Source organism: Rathayibacter sp. PhB179 (genome assembly GCF_004345345.1).
GTDB lineage: Bacteria > Actinomycetota > Actinomycetes > Actinomycetales > Microbacteriaceae > Rathayibacter > Rathayibacter festucae.
This window is the reverse complement of the sequence record NZ_SLVD01000003.1, coordinates 15,594-39,076: the sequence shown is the minus strand read 5'-3', so window position 1 is coordinate 39,076 and position 23,483 is coordinate 15,594. Positions and strand designations below refer to the sequence as shown.

Sequence of the window (23,483 nt, the reverse complement as noted above, 5' to 3'; positions counted from 1 at the left end):
GCGCCGCAGCGCCTGCACGGAGGCGAGCACGTCCCGGCCGAGCGCCGAGGTGTGCGGCCAGGAGTCCGAGATCCGACGGGCGAGAGGGCGAGCGGCGCGGCCTCGGACTCGCGGTCACCCCGGAGTCGTCGTCATCGCCGTCGTCGCATCCCTCGGAGGCTCAGCAGCCGGAGCCGTCCGCACCGAGCGCCGCCGCCGTGCCGAGCGCGATCAGCGACTGGTCGGTCGCGACGGCGACCCGCGGGAAGCCGAGCGCGCGCAGCTGCCGGGCGCGCTCCGGGTCGCCCGCGTAGGCACCGGCGACGATGCCCGCGCTCCTGGCGGCCGCGGCGATCCTCGGCAGCGGGTCCCCGGGTCCGTCCGCGGCGAGCAGCTCGGGCAGCTCCCGGCCGAGTCCGATCGCGAGGTCGAACGGGCCGACGAAGACGCCGGCGACCCCCGGCACCGCGAGGATCTCCTCGACCGCGTCCAGGCCGGCCTGCGTCTCGATCATCAGCCAGAGGGCCGGCCGCGCCTCGGCGGCCGACGGGGGCGCGGCGCCCCAGAGGTCGGTCATCGGACCCCAGCTGCGCCGGCCGAGCGGCGGGTAGTGCGCGGCGAGGACCGCCGAGGCCGCGTCCTCGACCGACTCGATCATCGGGACGACGACGATGTCCGCTCCGGCGTCGAGCGCCCGCCCGATCAGCGGGTCCGAGAGCCCGGCGACGCGGACGGCGACGGGCGGACGCTCGCTCACGGTCGCCAGCGCGCGCATGCTCGCGAGCACCGCGGCGTCGTCGAAGGCGCCGTGCTGCGCGTCCAGGCAGAGCCAGGCGGGTCCGCCGCGCGCGATCTGCGCCACCGTCAGCGGCTCGCCGAGCCGGCACCACACCCCGTCGGCACGACCGTCTCCGAGAACCCGCTCCGCATCCACGGGTCCGATCCTCGCGCATCGGAGGCGGCCGCGAGCGAGGAGCCTCCGGTGCCGATGTCGGTGGGGTCGACCTACACTCGGACATGTTCGAACACATGTTCGATCCCGTGAGGAGGGCCGAGAATGAGCGTGACCGTGGTGGACCGCATCGCGACCCCTGCCCGGGACGCCGTGGCCGTCTCCCTCCTCGTCCCCGCCGATGCGGTGGCGGCGGGCTTCCCGTCGCCCGCGCAGGACTACTTCGACGGCTCCCTCGACCTCAACGACCACCTGATCCGGGACAAGACCTCGACGTTCATCGTCCGCGTCTCGGGCGAGAGCATGACCGGCGCCGGCATCAGCGACGGCGACGAGCTGGTGGTCGATCGCTCGCTGACCCCGACGCACGGCAGCGTCGTGATCGCGATCCTCGACGGTGAGCTGACCGTCAAGCGGCTCGAGCTGAGCCCCGGGGGAGTGGTGCTGCGCGCGGAGAACCCGGACTACCCGCCGATCCTCGTCGCGGAGCTGAGCGACCTCCAGATCTGGGGCGTCGTCACCGTCTGTCTGCACCGGCTGCACCGTGCGCTCTGAGCGGCGCATCGGCCTGGTCGACGTGAACAGCTTCTACGTCAGCTGCGAGCGGCTGTTCGACCCGAAGCTGCAGGGGCGGCCGGTCGTCGTCCTCTCGAACAACGACGGCTGCGTGGTCGCCCGTTCGGACGAGGTGAAGAAGCTCGGCATCGAGAACGGGACGCCGTGGTTCACGGTCGAGCCGCTCATCCGCTCGGGGCGCCTCCCGGAGGTGATCGCCCGCTCCAGCAACTACGAGCTGTACGGGGAGCTCTCCGCGCGGGTGATGGAGCTGCTGGGCCGCTACTCGGCCTGGCAGGAGGTGTACTCGATCGACGAGAGCTTCCTCGGCGTCGACGGCGACGTGGCGGAGCGGGCGCGGATCGGGCGGGCGATGCGGGCGGCCGTCGCGAAGAACGTCGGGCTGCCTGTCTGCGTCGGCTTCGGGCCGAGCAAGACGCTCGCGAAGTTCGTCAACAAGGGCGGCGCGAAGAAGCACCCGCGCCTGGGCGGGGTCTGCGACACCGACTGGTACACGCCGGCGCAGCTCGACGCGCTGATGGCGTCGCAGCACGTCACCGAGCTGTGGGGAGTGGCCGGCCGCACCGGGAAGCGCCTCGCGGAGCTGTCCATCCACACGATCCGGGACCTGCGCGATGCCGACCCGGCGTTGATCCGGAAGAAGTTCTCGGTGGTGCTGCGGCGCTCCGTCTACGAGCTGCGCGGGGTCGACTGCATCCCGCTCGAGGCGGCGCGGACCGTCCGGGACCAGCTGATCTTCTCGCGCTCGTTCGCCACTCCGGTGACGACGATCGCCGACATGGAGCAGGTGCTCTCCGTCTACGCGCAGCGCGCCGCGCACCGGCTGCGCGCGCAGGGGTCGGTGACGAAGACGATGAGCGTCTTCGCGTCGACGTCGCCGTTCGCGGACGCGCCGTACGAGTCCGCGGGCGGACTGGCCGGCTTCCCCGTCCCCACCGACGACCCGGTGGCGATCGTCAAGGCCGCGATCGGGACGCTGCGGCCGCGGCTGCGGGAGGGCGCGCGCTACGTGCGGGCCGGCGTGATCCTGACGAACCTGTCGCCGCGGGACTCGCACGCCCTCCTCGAGGTGTTCGACACCGCGTTCGACAGCAAGGGCCTCGGCGCGACGATCGACGCCGTGACCAAGCGCCACGGCCGCTCCGCCGTCGGCCTCGGGCTCGCCGGGATCCGCAAGGGGCCGGTGTGGACGATGAAGCGCGGCGCGCTGTCGCTGCGCGCCACGACCCACTGGGGGGAGCTGGCGACGGCGCACGCGCGCTGATCCGCTTCGTCCGGCTCGACCGGATGTCCGTGAAGGCGCGCGGGCAGGTGAGCGACGGTGGGGGACGGGATCGCGCTGAGCGTCGTCGCGTGCAGCGCCGGATTGCCGTCACCGCTGCATGCCAGAAGAGTTCCTCGACGGGAGGTTATCTGCAATGGCCGAATTGACGACATCCGAGCTCGCCGCGCGCCTCGAGATCTCGCGGCGCCACGCCACGGACCTCGTGGCTTCCGGGTCCATCGGTGGCCGTCGACTCTCGTCGGGCGTGTGGCTGGCCCACAGTGACGCGGTCGTCCGCTATGAGGCCAGTGCTCGCCGCGGCAAGGGCCGCACGATGGATCCGGCGACCGCCTGGGGGCTGCTGTGGGAGTTGAGCGGTCTCGGGGCGACCTGGCTCCAGCCCAGCACCCGCTCCCGCGTGAGAGGGCGCATCCGAGAGATGACTCCCGACGAGATCGCGCGCGCGGTCGCCGGTCGGACGCGCGCCTACTCCTTCACGGCGGCCAACCCGGCCAAGGCGGCCGCCGGCCTGATCGCGACCGGCCGCGCCGCCGGCAGCGCTCTGAACGTCGGCCTCATGGATGATGCTCGGCGGGTGTGCGGGTACACGCGACAGGGGAGCGTCGAGGACTACGCCCGGAAGAGCTTCATGGTCGTGTCGCCTTCCGGGGGCGACACGATCTACGCCAACACTCTCCCCTTCGACTACGACGGTGATGTGATGCCCGTGGCGGTCATCGCCGCGGATCTCGCAGCCGGCTCGGACACCCGCGAGCGCAGCGGCGGGTTGCGGGCACTGGCGGACTTGAGGCAGGAATGGCAGGCGCGGCACTGACGGTCGACACGGCGAACGACGACCTCCTCCCCGCCTGGCAGACCGTCGTCGAGGTCGCCGGCACCGGCATCGCGGAGAACCTCAGCGTCGGCGCGCTGCGGCGCCGGCCCGGGCGCGGGCCGACTCCGATGCAGGCCATGGCGGGCTCATCGGGAGTGCATAGCGTCGTCGCCGATCCTGATCTCCCGGCGGGGACCCCGCGAAGGGTGACGCTCAGGGAAGGTCGATGCGATGAGCACGGTGCTGCGAACAGTTCGACCGGCGCCCGCAGCGGCGGGCGGCCCGGGGGTGGACGTCTCTTCGGGTGAGCGCCGCCGCCGGGCCCTCCGGCGGCGGAGGCGCTCGGCCGATGCGCTGGTGACCGCGTGCGTCGTCTCGGTCGCCGTCGCGATCGCGCTGTTCCTCGCCTCCGGTGGTCCCGAGGCCGTGACCGACCTTCCGACCGCGCTCTCGGCGGCGGGGATCGTCGCCGGGCTGGTGGGGACGGACCTGCTCCTGCTGATGCTGGTCCTCGCCGCGCGCATCCCGTGGATCGATCGCACCTTCGGTCAAGACGTCGCGACGGCGCTGCACCGGCGGCTCGGCAAGCCCGCCCTCCTGCTGATCCTCGGTCACGGCCTGCTCCTCACGGTCGGCTACGCGATGACGGACGGTCTCGACCTCGTGCAGGAGAGCCTCGCCCTCTACTCCGGCAGCGACCTGCTGCTCGCCCTGCTCGCGACCGCGCTGCTGCTGCTCGTCGTGGTCACCTCGCTGGTCGCGGTCCGCCGCCGGTTCGCCTACGAGGCGTGGCACGCGATCCACCTCCTCAGCTACGCGGCCGTGCTCGTCGCGGTGCCCCATCAGCTCTCCGCCGGTCAGGTCCTCGCCGAGGGGTCCGTGCAGCGCGCCTACTGGATCGCCCTCTACGTCGCGGCGTTCGGCTCCGTCGCGTGGTTCCGATTCGCCGTGCCCGTCGTGCGCACCGTCCGCCACCGCATCCGGGTCGAGGCGGTCGAGACGATCGCACCCGGGGTGTTCTCGCTGCACCTGACCGGGCGACGGATGCGCTCCCTCGGCGCCGTCGGCGGTCAGTACGCGATCTGGCGGTTCTGGAGCGCCGGCACCTGGTGGCACGCCCACCCCGTCTCCTTCTCCGCCGTCCCCACCGACCGCACCGCCCGGATCACCGTCCGCGTGCTGGGCGCCGGCACCGCACGCCTCGCTCGACTGCGGCCGGGCACGGCCGTGTCGATCGAGGGCCCCTACGGGATCTTCACCGACACGGCGCGCACCGCTCCACTCCTCGCCGTCGTCGCCGCGGGCATCGGCATCACCCCCGCGCGCGCACTCCTCGAGCACAGTGCCCTGCAGCCGGGCGAGGCCACCGTCCTCCTGCGCGGGGCGGACCACGCGCAGGACCGCCTCTGGGACGAGACGGGCGAGCTCGTGCGCCGCGGGGGCGGCACGCTCTACTGGATGCAGGGGCATCGCCCGTCCGGCAGCGACACCTGGCTGTCCGCCGAGGCTCTCTCGCGAGGCGTCACGCTGACCTCGGTGTTCCCGAGGCTGCTCGACTCCGACCTCTACGTCTGCGGACCGGATGCCTGGACCGAGCTCGTCCTCCGTGACGCCCGCAGCGCGGGCCTCCCCGAGCACCGGATCCACGTCGAGAGATTCAGCTGGTGAGGACACGCGCCGCCCTCGCGAGCGTCCTCGCGTCCACGGCCGTCCTCGTCATCGGCTGGGACCTCGGCGCCGCGGGGAGCACTCCCGCCGGACCGGCGCCGGAGGCCGCAGCGCCGGCCGTCTCGACTCCGACTCCGGTTCCGACCTCCTCGAGCGGCTCGAGCGGCTCGAGCACGTTCGAGGTGCCGACGCCGAGCTCCACCCCGTCGACGCCCTCGGCGCCCGCCGGCACCGGAGGAACCGACAGCAGCGGCGGCACCGACAGCACCGACAGCACCGGCGGCACCGACAGCACCGGCGGAACGGACGGCACCTACACGGGGACCGCCGTCTCGACCCGCTACGGCGACGTGCAGGTCGCGATCACCGTCGCCGGTGGCGCGATCACGGACGTGACCGCGCTGCAGCTGACGGACAAGGAGAACCGGTCGGTCTCGATCTCGAACCGTGCCGCACCGATCCTGCGCAGCGAGGTCCTCGCCGCCCAGAGCGCCGACGTCGCCTCGGTCAGCGGCGCGACCTACACCAGCGACGCCTACCTCGACTCGCTGCAGTCCGCGATCGATCAGGCCGGCCTGTGATCTCGACCTTCCCCACGATGGGAACGGTCGCGAGCCTCCGGGCCGAGGCCGAGGCGCCGCTGGCGGCGATCCGGGCGGTCTTCCGGTCCGCGGACGAGCGGTTCAGCCTGTACCGGCCGGAGTCGGAGGCGAGCAGGATCGCCGACGGCCGCCTCCGCCTCGCCGACGCGAGCGCGGAGATGCGCGACGCCTACGCCGAGGCCCTCGAGTGGCGGACCGCCACCGACGGCGCCTTCACCCCGCACCGCCCGGACGGCGTGCTCGACCTCGCCGGCACGGTCAAGGCCCGCGCGATCGCGGCGGCGGGCAGGCTGCTGGAGCGCGGCGGCGACGCGCCGTGGCTCCTGACCGTCGGGGGCGACGTCCTCGGATCCCGCGCCGTCGACGCCAACACCCACGCCGATCCGGTCCGGATCGGGATCGTCGACCCCGACGACCGCCGATCGCTCCTGTGCGCCGTCCCGATCGCCGGCGACCGGCGCGCCGTCGCGACGTCGGGTACCGCGGAGCGCGGGGAGCACGTCTGGCGGCGCCCGCACGACGCGGACGGGGTGCGCTTCCGCCAGGTCACCGTCCTCGCGGGTGACATCCTCACCGCCGACGTCCTCGCCACCGCGGTCCTCGCCGGCGGCGAGCCGACCCTCGACCGCGTCCTCTCCCGCTGGGACGTGGACGTCCTCGCCTGCGGCACCGGGGGAGACCTGCTGGTCTCCGACCGGCTCCGCGCGGCGATCAGCGCCCGCCCGACGATGCAGGCGAGCGTCATAGACGGGTCATAGGAAGCGCAAAGGACGCGGCGGCTGAATGGGGACACCTCGCTCGCCGACCTCGGGTCGGCCCGTCTTCAGGAGTTCTCGTGCTCGCATTCGCCACCGTCGCCATCGACCTCGTCGCCATCGCTTTGCTGACGTTCGGGATCTACTTCCCCCGCCATCGCCGGCGGGACCTCGTCGCCGCGTTCCTCGGCGTGAACGTCGGCGTCCTCGCCGTCTCGCTGGTCCTGGCCTCCAGCACGGTCGGAGCGGGACTCGGGCTGGGCCTCTTCGGGGTCCTCTCGATCATCCGTCTGCGCTCGGACGAGATCGAGCAGCACGAGGTCGCCTACTACTTCTCCGCTCTGGCCATCGGCCTCATCAGCGGCCTGGGCACCGCGCCGTCCGCGCTGACGGTCGGTCTGATCGCGCTGATCATCGCGGTCCTGTTCATCGCCGACCACCCGCGGCTGTTCCCGCGCACCCGTCAGCAGACGATCACTCTGGACAGCGCCTTCACCGACGAGGGCGCCCTGACCGCTCACCTGGCCGCGCTGCTCGGCGGCCGCATCCGCTCGGTGCAGGTCCGTCAGCTCGATCTCGTCAACGACACCACGCAGGTCGACGTCCGCTTCGACGTCGCGGAGCGCCGCATCCGCGGCGGGCAGCACGACGAGCTCGCCCCGGCCACCTCCGCCGTCGGCGTCCCGGTCTCGCGATGACCGCCGTGACGACGTCGCGTCTGCAGTCGCTCGAAGCGATCAGCCTTCCCGAGCTCGTCGGTCAGGCGTCGCTGCAGACCCGCATCGACCGCAAGTACCTGATTCCCGCCGGCAGCCTGGACGCCGTGCTCGCCCGGCTGGACGACAGCACGCGCGTGCTCGAGATCGGCGGGCGCCGCGACTGCGACTACGAATCGGTCTACTTCGACACCCCGCAGCTGGACAGCTACCACCTCGCCGTGCGCGGCCGCCGGCGGCGCTTCAAGATCCGCACCCGCTCCTATCTGGACTCCGCGACGAGCTACCTCGAGGTGAAGACGCGCGGATCCCGCAGCAGCACCGTCAAGGAGCGGATCGACCACCCGGCCGGACGTCGCGACGAGCTCACCACGGAGGGACTCGCCTACATCGACGAGACCCTCGCCGCGACGGGAATCGCCCTGGACTCCCGAGAACTCGCCCCGGTGCTGTCCACCGAGTACGCCCGGACGACGCTCTTCCTCCCTGGATCCGCCACCCGCGCCACGATCGACACCCGCCTCGTCTGGCGGCTGCGCAGTGCACCGGCCCGAGTGCTGGATCGACCGGCCGTGGTCGTCGTCGAGACCAAGTCGGCCTCCCGCCCGTCCGAGGTCGACCGGGCGCTCTGGGCCGAAGGCCACCGCCCCGGCTCGCTCTCGAAGTACGGGACCGGGATGGCCGCGTTCCACTCCGGGCTCCCCGCCAACAAGTGGACCCGCACCCTCGACCGTCATTTCGACCGGGCCCCCGCCCGAGTCGTCTCTCCCCGATAGGACCACCATGAACAACCACTCCCGCCCGCTGTCCGTCCTCGCCGTCCTGGGTCTCACCGGCGCTCTCCTCACCGGCTGCAGCGCCGCCGCGGTCGCCGGCTCCGCCTTCGGCACCGCGACCGACTCGAGCTCCACCGCCCCCACCGGCACGAGCACCGACGACGCGGAGGCGGGCACCACCGTCGAGGCCGTCGGCACCTCCCTCGACTCCACCGCCACGCAGATCCTCGCGGCGAACACCGCCGTGCACGCCACCGACCAGGCCGCCGACGCCGCCTCGACGAGCATCACCCTCTCCGGCGACAGCGTCGCGGCAGACGGGGACGCCGTGCGCGTCGACGGCTCGACCGTCACCATCACCGACGCCGGCACCTACGTCCTCAGCGGCACCCTCACTGACGGCCAGGTCGTGGTGGACACCACCGCCGAAGGAACCGTGCGACTCGTGCTCGACGGCGTCGACATCACGAGCTCCACCGGTTCCGCGATCACGGTCACCGCCGCCTCCGACGTCGTCGTCGAACTCGCCACCGGATCGACGAACACCCTCAGCGACACCGCCTCCTACGCCGAGGACGCCGAGTCGAACGCCGCGCTCTACAGCGCCGCCGACCTCACCGTCACGGGCGAGGGCTCGCTCGAGGTGCACGGCAACGGCAACGACGGCATCACCGGCAAGGACGGCCTCGTCATCCTCTCCGGCACCATCACCGTCGATGCGGTCGACGACGGCATCCGCGGCAAGGACTACCTCGTCGTCCGGGGCGGCACCCTCGCCGTCACCGCCGGCGGCGACGGACTCACCTCCGACAACGAGGAGGACGCCACCGCGGGCTTCGTCTCGATCACCGGCGGCGACATCACCGTCGACGCGCAGGGCGACGCCGTCGTCGCCGTCACGGACATCGTCGTCACCGGGGGCACCCTGAACCTCACCGCGGGAGGCGGGAGCGGCGCGCAGCTCGCGACCGACGCCTCCGCCAAGGGTCTCAAGGCCGGGATCATCGTCGACCTCGAGGGCGGCGACGTGACCATCGACTCCGCCGACGACGCCGTGCACTCCGACACCTGGGTGCACACCACCGCCGGAACCCTGACGCTCGCCACCGGCGACGACGGCGTCCACGCCGATTCGGCCCTGCTCCTCGATGGAGCCGACATCGCCGTGACCGACTCGGTCGAGGGGATCGAGAGCGCCGACATCCGGATCACCGACGGCGACGTCTCCGTGGTCTCCAGCGACGACGGCCTGAACGCCTCCGGCGGAACCGGCACGGACTCCGACGGGGACGCGACCGGCACGACGGGCGGCCCCGGCGGAGGCATGGGCGGCGAGGGCGACGACGGCTCCGTGATCACCCTCAGCGGCGGCACGGTCACCATCGATGCCGAGGGCGACGGCTTCGACTCGAACGGCAGTGCGACGATCAGCGGCGGCAGTCTCGTCGTGAACGGCCCCGAGCAGAGCGGCAACGGCGCACTCGACGTCAACGGCACCCTCGTCGTCACCGGCGGAGAGGTGCTCGCCACCGGCAGCGCCGGGATGATGGTCTCGCCCGACGCGTCCTCGACCGAGGGCTGGATCTCCTCCGCCCTCAGCAGCACCCTCCCCGCGGGCACCGATGTGACGATCACCGACGCGGACGGCACCACCGTCACGACGTTCACGACGTCGAAGACGATAGCGGGCGTCGTCTACGCCGGCCCGGAGATCACCTCCGGCGAGAGCTACACCCTCACCGCCGACGGCACGACCCTCGCCACCGTCACCGCGGGCACGGCCGCCGCCGGAGGTGGCGGCATGCGCGGCGGCCGCTGACCCTCGAGAATCGACACCACGGAAGGACCGGCCGGACTTTCTTCGGGCCGGGTGTCGATCCGGGATCGCGCCGTTCGACCTCGAGGTGAGAAGGTCGCGAGACGCTCCTTCCATCACCGAGAGACGGGAATCCCCTGATGCCGAAGTACATGCTGATCTGGCGCGCGACCGACGAGTCGCTGGCCGCGATGATGAACACCGATTTCAGCCAGATGCTGGAGTCGATGGGCCGCTTCAACGACGAGCTGATCCGGGCCGGAGTGCTTCTGGCCGCGGAGGGGCTGGACGACCCGAGCCAGGGGGTCGTCGTCGACTTCAGCGGCGAGACCCCGGTCGTCACGGACGGGCCCTACGGGGAGACGAAGGAGCTGTTCAACGGCTACTACGTCCTCGACGTCGCCTCGATCCAGGAGGCGGTCGAGTGGGCCAAGCGCGCGCCGATGACCGGCGGCGGCAAGGCCGAGATCCGCCGGATCCCCTCGATCGACGAGTTCCCGCAGGACAACGAGTACGTGCAGCGGGAGCGCGCCTGGCGTGAGCAGACCGGCCAGCTCTGACGCGAGGGCCGCCGTCGAGACGGTCTGGCGGATGGAGTCCGCCCGCATCGTCGGCGCCCTCGCCCGCTACACCGGCGACGTCGACCTCGCCGAGGATCTCGCCCAGGAGGCGGTCGCGGAAGCGCTCGTCTCCTGGGCGGTCGGCGGCGTGCCGGCGGAGCCCGTCGGCTGGCTGCTGACCACGGGCCGGCGCCGCGCGATCGACGCCTTCCGCCGGCGCGGGGCGCGCGACGCGCGGTACGCGCTGCTCGCCCGCGATCTCGACGAGGCGGGCCCGGGTCCGGATGCGCTCTTCGATCCCGACGCCATCGAGGACGACGTGCTCGCGCTGATGTTCACGGCCTGCCATCCGCTGCTGGCGAAGGAGGCCCGGATCGCGCTGACGCTGCGGCTGGTCGGCGGGCTCACCACGACGGAGATCGCGCAGGCGTTCCTCGTTCCGGTGGCGACGATCCAGGCCCGGATCACGAGGGCGAAGAAGACCCTCTCCGCCGCCCGGATCCCGTTCGCCGTCCCCGACGCGGAGGAGCGCCCCGCCCGACTGGGCTCGGTGCTGCAGGTGGTCTACCTGATCTTCACGGAGGGCTCGTCCGCCACCGCCGGGGACGACTGGATGCGCACCGACCTCGCCGACGAGGCCCGGCGCCTCGCGCGGGGACTGGTCGCCCTCGCACCCGAGCCCGAGGTGCTCGCGCTCCTCGCCCTGCTCGAGCTCACCGCCGCCCGGTTCCCCGCCCGGCTCGGGGCGGACGGGCGCGCGATCCTGCTCGAGGACCAGGATCGGCGGCTCTGGGATCGGAGCGCGATCCGGCGCGGGCGCGCCGCTCTCGCTCAGGCCGTCTCGCCGCGCGGTCTCGGTGCCTTCGGTCTCCAGGCGTCGATCGCGGAGTGCCATGCGGTCGCCCCGTCGGTCGCGGAGACCGACTGGCGGCGGATCGTGGTCCTCTACGAGGCGCTCGGCCGGCTGACGCCCTCGCCGATCATCGAGCTCAACCGGGCGGTCGCCGTCGCGATGGCGACCGGACCCCGGGACGCGCTCGCCCTCGTCGACGCCCTCGAGGCCGGCGGCGGCCTGGCCGGCAGCCACCTCCTCCCCGCTGTGCGCGGAGAGCTGCTCGCCCGGCTCGGTCGCACCGCCGACGCGCGCGCCGAGTGGACGCGGGCGCTCGCGCTCTGCACCAACGCGGCGGAGCGCACCGTCCTCGAGGAGAAGATCGCCCGCTGAGTCACCGCCCGGGTCGCTCCTCCCCTTCGAGGCGCCGGCGGTCAGGCCGCCGAGCCGGCGAGCTCCGCGCGGACGATCGCGGCACCGGCGGTCAGCGCGCTCAGCTTCCCGAGGGCGACCCCGCGCGGCAGGGGAGCCAGGCCGCAGTTCGAGCTCGGCAGGAGGTCCGCCGCGTCGACGAAACGGAGTGCCTTGCGGAGGGTGTCGGCGACCTCCTCCGGGGTCTCGACGGTCTCGCTCGCCACGTCGATCGCGCCGAGCATGACCTTCTTGCCGCGGAGGAGCTCGATAAGCTCCATCGGGACGCGGGAGTGGTGGCACTCCAGCGACACGATGTCGATCGTGGAGCGCTGCAGCAGCGGGAACGACGTCTCGTACTGGCGCCACTCCGGCCCGAGGGTCTGCTTCCAGTCGGTGTTGGCCTTGATCCCGTAGCCGAAGCAGATGTGCACGGCCGTCTGGGCGCGCAGCCCCTCCGCCGCCCGCTCCAGGACCGCGACCCCCCAGTCCCGCACGTCGTCGTGGAAGACGTTGAAGGCCGGCTCGTCGAACTGGACGATGTCGACGCCGGCGGCCTCGAGCTCCCGCGCCTCCTGGTTGAGGATCGCCGCGAACTCCCACGCCAGCTCCTCCCGGCTCCCGTAGTAGCGGTCGGCGAGGGTGTCGATCATGGTCATCGGACCGGGGAGCGCCCACTTGATCGGCTGCGACGTGTGCCGGCGGAGGAACGCCGCGTCGTCGACGAACACGGGCCGCTCGCGGCTCACGGCGCCGACGACGGTCGGCACGCTCGCGTCGTACCGGTCCCGGATCCGCACGGTCTCGCGGTTCACGTGGTCCACTCCGGCGAGGTGCTCGATGAAGGTCGTGACGAAGTGCTGCCGGGTCTGCTCGCCGTCGCTGATGATGTCGATGCCGCGCCGGTGCTGCTCGTGGGCGGCGATGCGCAGGGCGTCCTGCTTGCCCTCGACCAGCTCGTCGCCCTCGAGCTTCCAGGGGGACCAGAGGGTCTCCGGCTCGGCGAGCCAGGAGGGCTTGGGCAGGCTGCCGGCGATGGAGGTGGGCAGGAGAGTGTTCACGGGTGGCGATCCTTCTCTGATCAGCGGGCGGGGGTCCGGTGCTTCGACACCCAGGCGTCCAGCAGCTCCCGGTGCGGCTCGATGAAGTGCTCCGCCGTGTACGCGCCCTGCTCGACGGCGAGCCGATCGCGCTCGGCACGGTCGTAGTCGATCTGCGTCCGCGAGTAGTCCTGCTGCTGGAGGCTCGGCCGGAAGACGTCCGCCGCGGCGGAGTTCGTGTTGTAGATCTCCGGGCGGTAGATCTTCTGGAACGTCTCCATCGTGCTGATCGTGCCGGCCAGCTGGAGGTTCGAGTGGTCGTTGAGCAGGTCGCCGCGGAAGTAGTACGCGAGCGGCGCGACGGAGCCGGGGGCCAGGAAGTACCGGACCTGCAGTCCCATCCGGCCGAAGTACTCGTCGGTCAGGGACCGCTCGTCCTGCCGGTACTCGACGCCGAGGACCGGGTGGTGGTTCGAGGTCCGGTGGTAGGTCCTGCTCGTCGACACGCTGATGCAGATGACGGGCGGCGCGGAGAAGCGCTCCCGATAGGCGTCGGAGTCGAGGAAGCTCTGGAACAGGGCGCCGTGCAGATCGCCGAAGTCGTCCGGAACGGTGAACTCCGCCGCCCCCTTGTTCGCGGCCGGCAGCCGCACGCTGAAGTCGAAGTCGCGGACGTAGGAGGAGAAGTTGTTGCCGACGATCCCGCGGTGGCGCACGCCGGTCAGCGTGTCGCAGATCGTGACGTCGAGGACCTCGAGGAGAGGGAAGTCGCGGACCGCCTCCTCGGCGGGGAACCGCACCTCGACCGAGACGATCTCGAGCTCGACGGCGTAGCGGTCCCCGCCGGGGTTGTCCCAGTGGGCGAGGTCGTTGAACCGGCGGTCGATCATCGTCAGGGCGTTGCGGAGGTTCTGCCGGCGGTGCTCGCCCCGGGCGAGGTTGGCGAAGTTCGTGGTGGCCCGGGAGCTCGACGACGGCGAGTAGTGCTCGTCGAAGCAGGTCGTGGTGATCCTGAAGGTGACGTCGTTCGCCATGAGCGCCCAATCCGATGATCAGCAGGCCGCACCGGCCCTGGTGGAAGCGTGCGGGACCAGAGTGCCCGTCACCGGGAGGCATCGAAGAATCCGGCGCGACTATGCCGAGGTATAGTCCCGACCTATGGCACGTCGAACGGGCGGGATCTCGCTCCAGCAGCTGCACTACTTCGTCGAGGTCGCCTCCGAGGGGTCGATCTCCGCCGCCGCCGACCTGCTCTACGTCGCCCAGCCGACCATGTCCGCGGCGATGAAGGACCTCGAGACCCGGGTGGGACGCGCCCTCCTCGTCCGCGTCGCGCGCGGGGTCACGCTCACCACCGAGGGGACCGAGTTCCTCGGCTACGCCCGGCAGGTCATCGAGCAGGTGGCGCTCCTCGAGCAGCGCTACCTGGGGCGTCCGCCGTCGCGTCGCCTGCTCGGGGTCTCCACCCAGCACTACTCGTTCGCCGTCGACGCCTTCGTGCGGATGGTTCGGGGCACGGAGGGGGAGAAGTACGAGTTCTCGCTGCGCGAGACCCGCACCCGCGACATCATCGAGGACGTCCGCACTCTCCGCAGCGAGCTGGGGATCCTCTACCGGAACGACTTCAACCGGGACGTCATCGACAAGATCCTCAAGGACGCGGGGCTCGCCTTCCATCCCCTCTTCCTCGCCCTGCCGCACATCTTCGTCTCGCGGAGGAACCCGCTGGCCTCGCGCGAGCGCGTGACCCTCGCCGATCTCGCCGATCTGCCGCGGCTCACCTTCGACCAGGGGGCGGACAACTCCTTCTACTTCGCCGAGGAGATCCTGTCCACGCTGTCGAGCGACCGGGAGATCCGGGTGTCCGACCGGGCGACGATCTTCAATCTGATGATCGGCCTCGACGGCTACACCATCTCGACCGGGATCATCAGCGACGACCTCGACCCGGCCATCGTCGCGGTCCCGCTCGACGTCGACGAGCGCATCGAGATCGGCTGGATCGGGCACTCCGCCATCCCCCTCACCGAGCAGGCCCGGCGCTACCTGACCGAGGTGCGGGCCGTCGTGACCGAGGGCGGCCTCGACCTGCTCGGCTGAGCGGGGTGGGGCGGCGACCCCGCCCCGCCCATGCTGGTCGAGTAGCCCCGCAGGGGCGTATCGAGACCCGACGTCATCAGCAGGGCGGGTCTGCAGACTCGCGTTCTGACGGTGGTGGATCTCGATACGCCCGCTGCGCGGGCTACTCGATCAACATGGAAGGGATGCGTCCGCTGCGCGGGCTGCTCGATCAGCACGCTCTTCCCCCTACGGACCAGGTGATCTCTCCCAGGAGCGGCGAACCCGCTTCGCGTCTCGGTGGTGAGGGAGAGGACGCGGCGGCGCGGCGTCATGATGGTCACGAACGCGGGGCACCCGGCATCTCGCACTCCTCCGACCCGGTGACCGCCGGCCGGCCGAGGGACCGGAGGTCGAGGCCTCGGTCTCGGTCCGCGGCCGACCGTCGCTCCTTCTCGACCTCGAACACCGCGCTCCTCACCCTCCCTGGGTGAGGCCGGTGATCAGGTTGATGGCGACGGCGACGACGAAGGTGCCGAAGAAGTAGGACAGCAGGGCGTGGGCGAGGGCGATGCGGCGTGAGGGGGTGGAGGACTGGGTGATGTTGCTCGCGCTGTAGGCCATGCCGATCGAGAAGGCGGTGTAGGCGAAGTCGCTGTAGGACGGGTCCTCGTCCTGGTCGAAGTCGAAGCGGTGGCGGTCGTCGAGGTAGTACATGCGCGCGTACTTGAAGGCGTAGACGGTGTTGATGAGCGCCCAGGCCGCGACGACCCCGACGACCGCGAGGATCGCGGCCGCGGATCCGACGGGGTCCTTCTGCTGGCTGCGGAGGAGTGCGATGACCACGAGGACGAGGCTGAGGAAGGTGGCGGCGATGATGAGCGAGTCGACCAGCTTCCGGGACCGGTCCTCGTGGCGGGCGAGGTCGCGGGTGCGCTCGGGGTCGGCCGGCCACGCCGTCGACCAGGCCCAGACGAGGAACACCGCCGCGGCGATCGCCCAGCCGAGCAGAGGCGACAGATCGGGGACACCGAGGAGCGCGGTGATCGCCGCGACGGCTGCCCCGACGAGTGCGGCGACACCGGCCTTGACGGACAGGTGGGACATGACGGTTCCTTTCTGAACGGTGGTTCGTCGTCCGGTCGCGCATCGCAGTGATGCCTTGCGCGAAGCTCACCCCCGCCGGGCTCGCGAGAGGGGGACGTAGAGGCCGGCGCGCTCGGCGCGGACGGCGGCGAGCGTGCGCGACGTGGCGTCCAGCTTGACCAGGATGTGCTCGAGGTGAGCGGCGACCGTGCGGGGAGCGACTCTCAGCGCCCGGGCGATCTCGAGATTGGAGCACCCCTCGATCACGTGGCCCAGCACCTCGAGCTCCCGCGGTGTCAGGCCCCGCAGGCGTGTCGCGGGGGAGAGCACGACGACTCCGCGGGTCACTGCGGCCAGTTCTCTCTCGCAGGCCAGCACCGTCACCCGCACGTAGCCGTCCGGCGACTTCCGGCGTCCGCGGGGCCAGAGGAACGAGGCGTAGTTCTGCCCTTCGGCGAGGGCCTCCCTCGCGGCGTCGATCAGAGCCGAATCGGCGGTGAGCAGCTCGTCCGCGGAGAGGCCCGGAAGGGAGGTGACGCCGTGGTCGGGGAGGAGGACCACGCCTGCTCCGGCTCCGCCGACGACCGAGGCCGACGCGGCGAGCGAGCGGACGGGGTCGATTCCCGAGGTGAGCGTCGGCAGGAGTCGAGCGAGGCGTCGGCGGATCGCCGACGACGGCGGTTCCGCACTCCGGAACAGCACCGTCATGAAGCCCACGTGCCGGCCCCCGTCCTCGAACAGGGCGACGGACAGGGTCTCGTGGAATCCCGCGGGGAGCAGGCACTCCGCCCAGGTCTGCAGGTCCCGCGGCGAGTAGGGGACGTCCGACAGGCTGGTGGGGGGCCGTTCGCGATCGGCACCGGTCCTCTCGATGTCGTGCGCCATCTGCGGACCGCTGAGGTAGCGGACGCAGGACTCGTCGAGGTCGGTGCTCGCGACCGAGCGGTACCCCGTGCCGTTCGGCTCGGCCAGCGCCAGCCACGCGCCGTCGAAGGGGAGGTGGTGGTGCAGCTCGTCCAGCATCGCCTGAGCACGCTCGCGGACCGGGCCGGGGCGCGCGGCCGTCTCGGCGAGCTGGAGCGCAGCAGTGCGTGACACGGGACTCGACCACCTCAGGACCGGGGGCAGGGCAAACGAAGGGATTGTCCGAAGACCGTTGCTACTGGGGTACCACCAGGAGCCCCTTCAAGGGCACCCCCTCTGCGGAAGACCGCATCGGCAGGTCTGCCGATGGTGCTCCCCTCTCCGCAGGGCGTGACATGGGCGTGTCGCGGTCGACCGGGCCGCGGAGCGTTCGAGAGCACGTCGCGCACGGGAGGGAAACGAGCATGAGAGCAGTCGTCTACGAGGGGCCGCGCACGGTCGCGGTGAGAGACGTCCCGGATGCGCGGATCGAGCGCTCCACCGACGTGCTGGTGCGCATCACGACCACGAACATCTGCGGGTCCGACCTGCACATGTACGAGGGGCGCACCAGCTTCGAGACGGGGCGGTGGTTCGGTCACGAGAACATGGGCGAGGTGATCGAGGTCGGCGACGGCGTCGACAAGGTCGCGGTGGGGGACCACGTCGTCCTGCCGTTCAACGTGGCGTGCGGGCACTGCAAGAACTGCGAGCGCGGGCTGACCAACTACTGCCTCACCGCTCAGCCCGTCCCCGAGTGGGCCGGTGCGGCCTACGGATTCGCCGACATGGGACCGTGGGCCGGCGGCCAGGCCGAGCTGCTGCGGGTGCCCTGGGGCGATTTCAACTGCCTCCGCCTGGGAGAGGACGCGGAGGAGAAGTCCGCCGACTACGTGATGCTGGCCGACATCTTCCCGACCGGCTACCACGCGACGGAGATGGCGGGGGTGAAGCCGGGGGACCAGACCGTGATCTACGGTGCCGGCCCCGTCGGCCTGATGGCCGCGCTGTCCGCCACCATCAAGGGTGCGAGCCGAGTCATGGTCGTGGATCGGCATCCGGATCGTCTTCGACTGGCGGAGTCCCTCGGCGCGATCGCGATCGACGACTCGAAGGTCGATCCCGTGGAGGCTGTGCTGGAGCACACGATGGGGCTCGGCGCCGACAACGGCTGCGAGTGCGTCGGCTATCAGGCGCACGACCCCGACGGCGACGAGCAGCCGAACCTCACGCTGAACCGCCTGGTCCAGTCGGTGCGCTTCACCGGGCGGATCGGCACCGTCGGCGTCTTCGTGCCGCAGGATCCCGGCGGCCCCGACGAGCTAGCGAAGGAGGGGCGGATCGCCTTCGACATCGGCCTGCACTGGTTCAAGGGCCAGACCATGGGAACCGGGCAGGCGCCCGTCAAGAAGTACAACCGCCGGCTCCGCGACCTGATCGCCGCGGGCAAGGCGACGCCGTCGTTCCTCGTCAGTCACGAGCTGCCGCTCGAGCAGGCACCGGACGCGTACGAGCACTTCGACAACCGCGACGACGGCTGGACCAAGGTCGTCCTCAAGCCCGGAAAGGCGGCGTGATCATGGCCGGAAGAGCGGCTGCGGCAGTCGGAGTCGGTGTCGTGAGCGTCGCAGCGGGATTGGTCGCCCGCACCCTGGTGAAGAAGGAGCGCGAGTCGGACGGGGACGGAGCGCATCCCCAGGGGTGGAAGGCCGTCACCGTGCTGGGCGACGCCGAAGACTTCGCCGTCGGCGGGTATCCCGAGCCGCTGGCGCGTCTGGCGGAGTTGCTCGAGATCCGGATCGATCCGGCCCCCGGGGACAAGGGCTTCGAGGTGCACGCCCGGGTCCGCGAGGGTGCCGATGCCGGGGTGGGCGACGACCCGGGCAAGGCGCTGCGCGCGGCTCTGCGCGACGCCAAGCAGATCTTCGAGACGGGTGAGGTCCTGCGGGCGACCCCGAGACCGCACGGAGAACGACCGCGCACCCTGCTCGGTGGCGCGGTCGACAAGGCAGAGGACGAGGCGAAGGGCGAGGGTGTGCTGTGAAGGCTCTGTGCTGGACCGGAGTGAACGAGCTCTCGGTCGAGACCGTCGAGGATCCCGGGATCCTCAACGCTCAGGACGCGATCGTCAAGGTGACCCTGAGCACGAGCTGCGGCTCGGATCTCCACCTGCTCGGCGGGTACGTCCCGACCATGCGAGCGGGCGACGTGCTCGGGCACGAGTTCATCGGCGAGATCGTCGAGGTCGGATCCGCCGTCACGAAGCACCGGGTCGGCGACCGTGTCGTGGTCTGCTCGTTCATCAGCTGCGGGAAGTGCTGGTACTGCCGCAACGAGCTCTACTCCCTGTGCGACAACGGCAACCCGAACGCGGGGATCCCCGAGATGCTCTGGGGGCAGGCGCCCGGCGGCTACTACGGCTACTCCCACGCGCTGGGCGGGTGGGCCGGCAGCCACGCCGAGTACATCCGCGTGCCGTACGCGGACCAGGGCGCCTTCCCCGTTCCCGACGGGATCAGTGACCAGCGGGCGCTCTTCGCCTCCGACGCCGCTCCGACCGGATGGATGGGAGCGGACCTCGGCGGCGTCCGGCCCGGAGACACCGTCGCGGTCTGGGGCGCCGGCGGTGTCGGGCAGATGGCGGCGCGCGCGTCGCTGCTGCTCGGCGCCGAGCGCGTCATCGTGATCGACCGCTTCCAGGAGCGGCTGACCCAGGTCGAGCAGGTCATCGGCGCGGAGACCATGAACTACGAGACCAGCGAGGTGACGGCCGAGCTCCGCGAGCTGACGGGCGGACGCGGTCCCGACGTGTGCATCGAGGCGGTCGGCATGGAGGCGCACCGCGACGGACCCGACTTCGCCTACGACCAGCTGAAGCAGCAGCTGCGGCTGCAGACGGACAGGCCCACCGCCGTGCGTGAGGCGATCTTCGCCGCGCGCAAGGGCGGCAGCGTCTTCGTGCTGGGCGTCTTCGGCGGCTTCGTCGACAAGTTCCCCCTGGGGGCGGTGATGAACAAGGGCCTCACGCTCCGGTCCGCTCAGCAGCACGGGCACCGGTACATCCCGATGCTCCTCGAGAGGATGGCGCGGGACGAGATCGTCACCGAGCACCTCGCCACGCACGTCCTGCCGCTCGAGGACGGCCCCGCCGGCTATGCCATGTTCAAGGAGAAGACCGACGGGTGCGTGCGGGCGGTCTTCCGACCCTGACCCTCGGAGAACCGCCCCCAGCTCCATCCGAGGAGCAGGGGCGGTTCCGTCACCGGGTGGACGTGATCCAGTGCCGGTTGCGCCGACCAGCAAGGGAGACCGATGATGGCGACCCGAATGAGCAAGGGAGACCGATGATGGCAACCCAGGTGAGCAAGGCACTCCTCGTCCGTCTGGAGGCGATGCCCGGCAAGGCGGACGACCTGCGGGCGTTCCTGAACCAGGGGCTGACGATCGTGGAAGGGGAGCCGAAGACGGTCCGGTGGTTCGCGCTGGAGTTCGGACCCACGTCGTTCGGCATCTTCGACGCGTTCCCCGACGACTCCGGGCGCCAGGCGCACCTGTCGGGCGAGGTCGGCCGAGCGCTCGGCGAGAACACCGGGGTCCTGTTCGGGGAGCCCACCGTCGAAGAGGTCGATGTCGTCGCCGAGAAGCAGCCCGCGTAGGCGCGGCAGGACGACGCTCATGGAGCACCGCCCCTTCGGCCGCCCTCCGTCGGAGGTCTCCGTGATCGGGCAGGGCACCTGGTACATCGACGATGCCCACCGCCCGACCGCCGTGGCCGCGCTGCGTCACGGGATCGACAGCGGCATGACGCACATCGACACCGCCGAGATGTACGGCGACGCCGAGCCGGTGGTCGGTGCGGCGATCAACGGCCGGCGGGACGAGGTCTTCCTCGTCTCGAAGGTGCTCCCGAGCAACGCCTCGCGTGCCGGAGTGGTGGCGGCGTGCGAGCGCACGCTGACGCGGTTGGGCACCGACACGCTGGACTGCTACCTCCTGCACTGGCGCGGCTCGCACCCCCTGGAGGAGACGTTCGCCGGCTTCGAGCAGCTGCGCGAGCAGGGCAAGATCCGGTCCTGGGGCGTGAGCAACTTCGATGTCGACGATCTGGAGGAGGCCTGGCGGTCGGGCGGGGAAGGACACCTCGCCTGCAATCAGGTGCTGTACCACCTCGAGGAGCGCGCGATCGAGCACGCCGTGCTCCCGTGGTGCGAGCGGCAGGGCGTCGCCGTCGTCGCGTACAGTCCCTTCGGTCACGACCGCTTCCCCGATCCGCGGACGCCGGGGGGCCGCGTGCTGGAGCAGATCGCGGCGGAGCACGGTGCGAGCGTCCGGCAGGTCGCACTGCGTTTCCTCGTGCGCCGGCCGGCCGTCTTCGCCATCCCCAAGGCCTCCACCGCCGCGCACGCCGCCGACAATGCAGGGGCGGGCGCGCTGAAGCTCAGCACCGCCGAACTCGACCGGATCGACGCCGCGTTCCCCCGCGGCCCGCGACCGCGCCGGCTGCCCATGCTGTGACGTCGGCCTCTGCTCGACGCGCGCTGCGAGCGGAGGGTGTCGGAGGGGTTCTCGGAGAACGCTGCGCGATAGCCGGCGGCGAATCGGCTGAGGTGGATGAACCCCCATCGAGTGGCCACCTCGGTCACGCTGACAGCTCCCGGCGCGGCGACGAGCAGTTCCTCGCGGACCCGCTCGAGCCGCTGCCGCCGGAGGTAGGCCATCGGTGTCGTGTCGAGAGTGCGGCGGAACGCCTCCTGAAGGGTGAGGCCGGCCGCCGCCCCGCCACCCGGTGAACTGCTGATACGGACACGGATCCTTCCGTCACGTCGCCGCTTCCACTGTCCTGTTCGTCTGCGGTCTCGGGCGGCGGGCGCGTCCATGCTTCCGGCGTCCGATGAGTGGTCGGTCGTCGAGGCGCGGAGAATGCGCGCCTCGAGGTTCGATTCCGGCGCTAGCGGTCATGTCCGGAAGAGGGCGTCGGAGGAGGTCCGGGGCGGGCGGGCCTGCTGAACAGATTGACGACGTTGCCGTCCGGGTCGCGGACGAGGGCGGAGCGGTTGCCCCACGGCATGGTGGTCGGCGCGAGCACCACGTCCTCGCTCCCGGGTCCGAGCTCGGTGAAGGCGCGGTCCACGTCGGCCACCTCGAACTCGAGCAGGACGGAGTGGTTCGACGCAGGGGCGACGGCGCCGTGGAGCATCCCGACCGTCGCGGTGTGAGCGATGGCGAGGGTCGCGCCCGCTCCGGTGAACTGCGCGAAGACCGGCGCCGGGCGCTCGGCTGGCCGGCCGATGACCTTCTCGTAGAAGGCGACGAGGCCTTCGAGGTCGTCGGTGACGATGCGGAGGGAGGTGAACGACATGGAGCTCCTTCAGTGGTGAGGGTGAGGCCGGTGAGGGTGAGGCCGTCGCACCAGGCTCGTCGGTCGTCGCGACACCGTCCTGTCGGTGTTTCCGGCGATCGTCGGCGTCTCCGGGAGATCCGCGCGCCGGATCAGCCGTCGAGGACGGACCGCAGCCGTCCGTACTGGAGCGCGAGGTCCTCGGCTCGGAGGGTGCGCTGCGGGGTCCGCTCCTCGGTCACCTCGACCGACAGCATGCGGTCGCCGCGGAACGCGCGGACCCCCTCGCGCAGCCGGCACCAGGCGATCAGGTACCAGTGCTCCTCCTTCCCGATCGAGCCCAGCGGTTCGACCTCGCGCACGGACTCCGCACCGCTGCTGTCCCGGTAGCGGAGCCGGACGACCCGATCCGCTCGGAGGGCCGTCGCGAACTCCGCCGGAACGACCGCTTCCTCCTCGCTCTCGAGGAAGTGCACCCGCGAGGCGACCGCGCCGACACGGGCGGCCTCCCCGTCCGGCAGGACCGCGAGCGTCTTCCGGGCAGCGGTCCGGGCTGCGTGCCGGAAGGGACTGCGCTCCAGCGCGCTGAGGCCGATCAGCACGGCGAGGGCCTCGTCGAGTGTGAATCCCGCCGGGCCGAGGGTCGCGGACGCGTCGATGACGTAGCCGCCCGTCCGGCCCGGCTCCGCCCAGATCGGCAGTCCGGACTGCTGCAGCGCGGACAGGTCCCGCTCGATGGTCCGCACGGACACCTCGAACCGCTCGGCGAGGCGGCGTGCGCTCCGCGGCCGCGGCGAGACCGCTCGCAGCTCCTCGACGAGCCCGTAGAGACGATCGGTGCGGTTCACCCGACCATCATCCGCCCCGCCCCGGTCGTCTCGGACAGGGGGGTCGAGAGGGTCCGGGACGAGGGAGTCGACGCTCTCGACCCCGAGAAGCTCCGCGCGGCGGCGCTCAACTGCTGCGGAAGCCGGCGCTACGCCTCGGGCGGCTGGTCGACGCCGCGGTCGGCGCCGCGCTTCTCGCGGCGCAGCTGCGCGCCGCCGCCCGCGATCAGCGCGAGGGCGAGCGCGATGCTGCACAGGCGCAGCGGCCAGGGCAGATCTGGGAACAGGATCATCGGCAGGGCGGCGACGAACGTCGCCCCCACGAAGTACCAGACCGCGACCGGCGAGGCGGGATTCTCGTTCGAAGCCATCCCTTCACGGTAGCCGCGGGGCTCGGCGCGAGCCTCCCCCTGAGGTCGCAGTCCCCGCGGAGGACGGGCGCGCGCTGCGGGACGCGGCCCGACCCGGCGGACGGGCGGCGCGCGAACC

Annotated in this window: 25 protein-coding genes and 1 pseudogene; 17 read left to right on the top strand and 9 right to left on the bottom strand. The window is 71.6% G+C overall.

Annotated features, from left to right (window positions below; translation table 11 throughout):
• Positions 1 to 160 precede the first annotated feature (160 nt).
• Positions 161 to 913, bottom strand: coding sequence for an aldolase/citrate lyase family protein (locus EDF43_RS07325; RefSeq protein WP_165909045.1), 753 nt, complete (start codon positions 911 to 913; stop codon positions 161 to 163).
• 123 nt (positions 914 to 1,036) lie between these two features.
• On the opposite strand from EDF43_RS07325, the gene umuD reads away from it, so the two are divergent.
• The 11 genes from umuD (at position 1,037) to EDF43_RS07270 (ending at position 11,724) form a co-directional block, all read left to right on the top strand.
• Positions 1,037 to 1,486, top strand: a complete 450-nt coding sequence (umuD, locus tag EDF43_RS07320; protein WP_123446383.1) for a translesion error-prone DNA polymerase V autoproteolytic subunit — start codon at positions 1,037 to 1,039, stop codon at positions 1,484 to 1,486.
• Positions 1,476 to 2,771: a Y-family DNA polymerase gene (locus EDF43_RS07315; RefSeq protein WP_132436131.1), complete on the top strand. Its 1,296-nt coding sequence runs from the start codon at positions 1,476 to 1,478 to the stop codon at positions 2,769 to 2,771. Before umuD ends, EDF43_RS07315 begins: the two co-directional genes overlap by 11 nt.
• A gap of 154 nt (positions 2,772 to 2,925) precedes the next feature.
• A complete protein-coding gene (locus EDF43_RS07310) occupies positions 2,926 to 3,606 on the top strand; it encodes a hypothetical protein (RefSeq protein WP_132436130.1) in 681 nt (226 codons plus the stop codon).
• A 357-nt stretch (positions 3,607 to 3,963) separates the two neighbouring features.
• Positions 3,964 to 5,274, top strand: a complete 1,311-nt coding sequence (locus tag EDF43_RS07305) for a ferric reductase-like transmembrane domain-containing protein (RefSeq protein WP_243646252.1) — start codon at positions 3,964 to 3,966, stop codon at positions 5,272 to 5,274.
• Positions 5,271 to 5,855, top strand: coding sequence for an FMN-binding protein (locus EDF43_RS07300; RefSeq protein WP_132436128.1), 585 nt, complete (start codon positions 5,271 to 5,273; stop codon positions 5,853 to 5,855). Before EDF43_RS07305 ends, EDF43_RS07300 begins: the two co-directional genes overlap by 4 nt.
• Positions 5,852 to 6,634: an FAD:protein FMN transferase gene (locus EDF43_RS07295; protein WP_243646251.1), complete on the top strand. Its 783-nt coding sequence runs from the start codon at positions 5,852 to 5,854 to the stop codon at positions 6,632 to 6,634. Before EDF43_RS07300 ends, EDF43_RS07295 begins: the two co-directional genes overlap by 4 nt.
• A 77-nt stretch (positions 6,635 to 6,711) precedes the next feature.
• The gene (locus EDF43_RS07290; RefSeq protein ID WP_132436127.1) at positions 6,712 to 7,329 is read left to right on the top strand and encodes a DUF4956 domain-containing protein; all 618 of its coding nucleotides are present in this window, start codon (positions 6,712 to 6,714) and stop codon (positions 7,327 to 7,329) included.
• Between the two features lie 5 nt (positions 7,330 to 7,334).
• Positions 7,335 to 8,123 carry a polyphosphate polymerase domain-containing protein gene (locus EDF43_RS07285; RefSeq protein ID WP_243646250.1) on the top strand — a complete coding sequence of 263 codons (789 nt, stop codon included), beginning with the start codon at positions 7,335 to 7,337 and terminating at the stop codon, positions 8,121 to 8,123.
• A 7-nt stretch (positions 8,124 to 8,130) separates the two neighbouring features.
• A complete protein-coding gene (locus EDF43_RS07280; RefSeq protein ID WP_132436125.1) occupies positions 8,131 to 9,942 on the top strand; it encodes a carbohydrate-binding domain-containing protein in 1,812 nt (603 codons plus the stop codon).
• A gap of 137 nt (positions 9,943 to 10,079) precedes the next feature.
• On the top strand, positions 10,080 to 10,499 hold the full coding sequence (locus tag EDF43_RS07275; RefSeq protein WP_123704001.1) for a YciI family protein: 420 nt from the start codon (positions 10,080 to 10,082) through the stop codon (positions 10,497 to 10,499).
• Positions 10,500 to 10,530: 31 nt separating this feature from the next.
• Positions 10,531 to 11,724, top strand: a complete 1,194-nt coding sequence (locus EDF43_RS07270; RefSeq protein WP_132436124.1) for a DUF6596 domain-containing protein — start codon at positions 10,531 to 10,533, stop codon at positions 11,722 to 11,724.
• Between the two features lie 41 nt (positions 11,725 to 11,765).
• Here the strand turns inward: EDF43_RS07270 and EDF43_RS07265 are convergent, their stop codons facing one another.
• Together EDF43_RS07265 and EDF43_RS07260 are read right to left on the bottom strand one after the other, a co-directional pair.
• Positions 11,766 to 12,803: a methionine synthase gene (locus tag EDF43_RS07265; protein ID WP_132436123.1), complete on the bottom strand. Its 1,038-nt coding sequence runs from the start codon at positions 12,801 to 12,803 to the stop codon at positions 11,766 to 11,768.
• Between the two features lie 20 nt (positions 12,804 to 12,823).
• Positions 12,824 to 13,816, bottom strand: a complete 993-nt coding sequence (locus tag EDF43_RS07260; protein WP_132436122.1) for a putative oxygenase MesX — start codon at positions 13,814 to 13,816, stop codon at positions 12,824 to 12,826.
• A gap of 124 nt (positions 13,817 to 13,940) precedes the next feature.
• On the opposite strand from EDF43_RS07260, the gene EDF43_RS07255 reads away from it, so the two are divergent.
• A complete protein-coding gene (locus EDF43_RS07255) occupies positions 13,941 to 14,882 on the top strand; it encodes a LysR family transcriptional regulator (protein WP_132436121.1) in 942 nt (313 codons plus the stop codon).
• Positions 14,883 to 15,317: 435 nt separating this feature from the next.
• Here EDF43_RS07255 and EDF43_RS07250 read toward each other — a convergent pair whose 3' ends face one another.
• Complete coding sequence (locus tag EDF43_RS07250; protein WP_132436120.1) at positions 15,318 to 15,947, bottom strand: DUF1345 domain-containing protein; 630 nt, start codon at positions 15,945 to 15,947, stop codon at positions 15,318 to 15,320.
• A gap of 66 nt (positions 15,948 to 16,013) precedes the next feature.
• The gene (locus tag EDF43_RS07245; protein WP_132436119.1) at positions 16,014 to 17,024 is read right to left on the bottom strand and encodes a LuxR C-terminal-related transcriptional regulator; all 1,011 of its coding nucleotides are present in this window, start codon (positions 17,022 to 17,024) and stop codon (positions 16,014 to 16,016) included.
• A 230-nt stretch (positions 17,025 to 17,254) separates the two neighbouring features.
• Between EDF43_RS07245 and EDF43_RS07240 the strand changes: the two genes are divergently transcribed.
• The 5 genes from EDF43_RS07240 (at position 17,255) to EDF43_RS07220 (ending at position 21,344) form a co-directional block, all read left to right on the top strand.
• Positions 17,255 to 18,406 (top strand): glutathione-independent formaldehyde dehydrogenase, encoded by a 1,152-nt coding sequence (locus EDF43_RS07240; RefSeq protein WP_132436118.1) that lies wholly within the window; start codon positions 17,255 to 17,257, stop codon positions 18,404 to 18,406.
• A 59-nt stretch (positions 18,407 to 18,465) separates the two neighbouring features.
• Positions 18,466 to 18,873 (top strand): hypothetical protein, encoded by a 408-nt coding sequence (locus EDF43_RS07235; protein WP_132436117.1) that lies wholly within the window; start codon positions 18,466 to 18,468, stop codon positions 18,871 to 18,873.
• Positions 18,870 to 20,039, top strand: a complete 1,170-nt coding sequence (locus EDF43_RS07230; protein ID WP_132436116.1) for a zinc-dependent alcohol dehydrogenase — start codon at positions 18,870 to 18,872, stop codon at positions 20,037 to 20,039. Before EDF43_RS07235 ends, EDF43_RS07230 begins: the two co-directional genes overlap by 4 nt.
• Positions 20,040 to 20,221: 182 nt before the next feature.
• Complete coding sequence (locus EDF43_RS07225; RefSeq protein WP_347812541.1) at positions 20,222 to 20,485, top strand: antibiotic biosynthesis monooxygenase; 264 nt, start codon at positions 20,222 to 20,224, stop codon at positions 20,483 to 20,485.
• A 19-nt stretch (positions 20,486 to 20,504) separates the two neighbouring features.
• Positions 20,505 to 21,344 carry an aldo/keto reductase gene (locus EDF43_RS07220; RefSeq protein ID WP_132436115.1) on the top strand — a complete coding sequence of 280 codons (840 nt, stop codon included), beginning with the start codon at positions 20,505 to 20,507 and terminating at the stop codon, positions 21,342 to 21,344.
• 41 nt (positions 21,345 to 21,385) lie between these two features.
• Here the strand turns inward: EDF43_RS07220 and EDF43_RS22505 are convergent.
• The 4 genes and pseudogenes from EDF43_RS22505 to EDF43_RS07200 all read right to left on the bottom strand — a co-directional run.
• Positions 21,386 to 21,706: pseudogene (locus tag EDF43_RS22505) on the bottom strand (helix-turn-helix domain-containing protein); the annotation flags it as partial.
• A gap of 71 nt (positions 21,707 to 21,777) precedes the next feature.
• Positions 21,778 to 22,188 (bottom strand): VOC family protein, encoded by a 411-nt coding sequence (locus EDF43_RS07210; RefSeq protein ID WP_123735643.1) that lies wholly within the window; start codon positions 22,186 to 22,188, stop codon positions 21,778 to 21,780.
• 131 nt (positions 22,189 to 22,319) lie between these two features.
• A complete protein-coding gene (locus EDF43_RS07205) occupies positions 22,320 to 23,015 on the bottom strand; it encodes a WYL domain-containing protein (RefSeq protein WP_132436114.1) in 696 nt (231 codons plus the stop codon).
• Between the two features lie 128 nt (positions 23,016 to 23,143).
• Complete coding sequence (locus EDF43_RS07200) at positions 23,144 to 23,365, bottom strand: hypothetical protein (protein ID WP_132436113.1); 222 nt, start codon at positions 23,363 to 23,365, stop codon at positions 23,144 to 23,146.
• Positions 23,366 to 23,483: the final 118 nt, after the last annotated feature.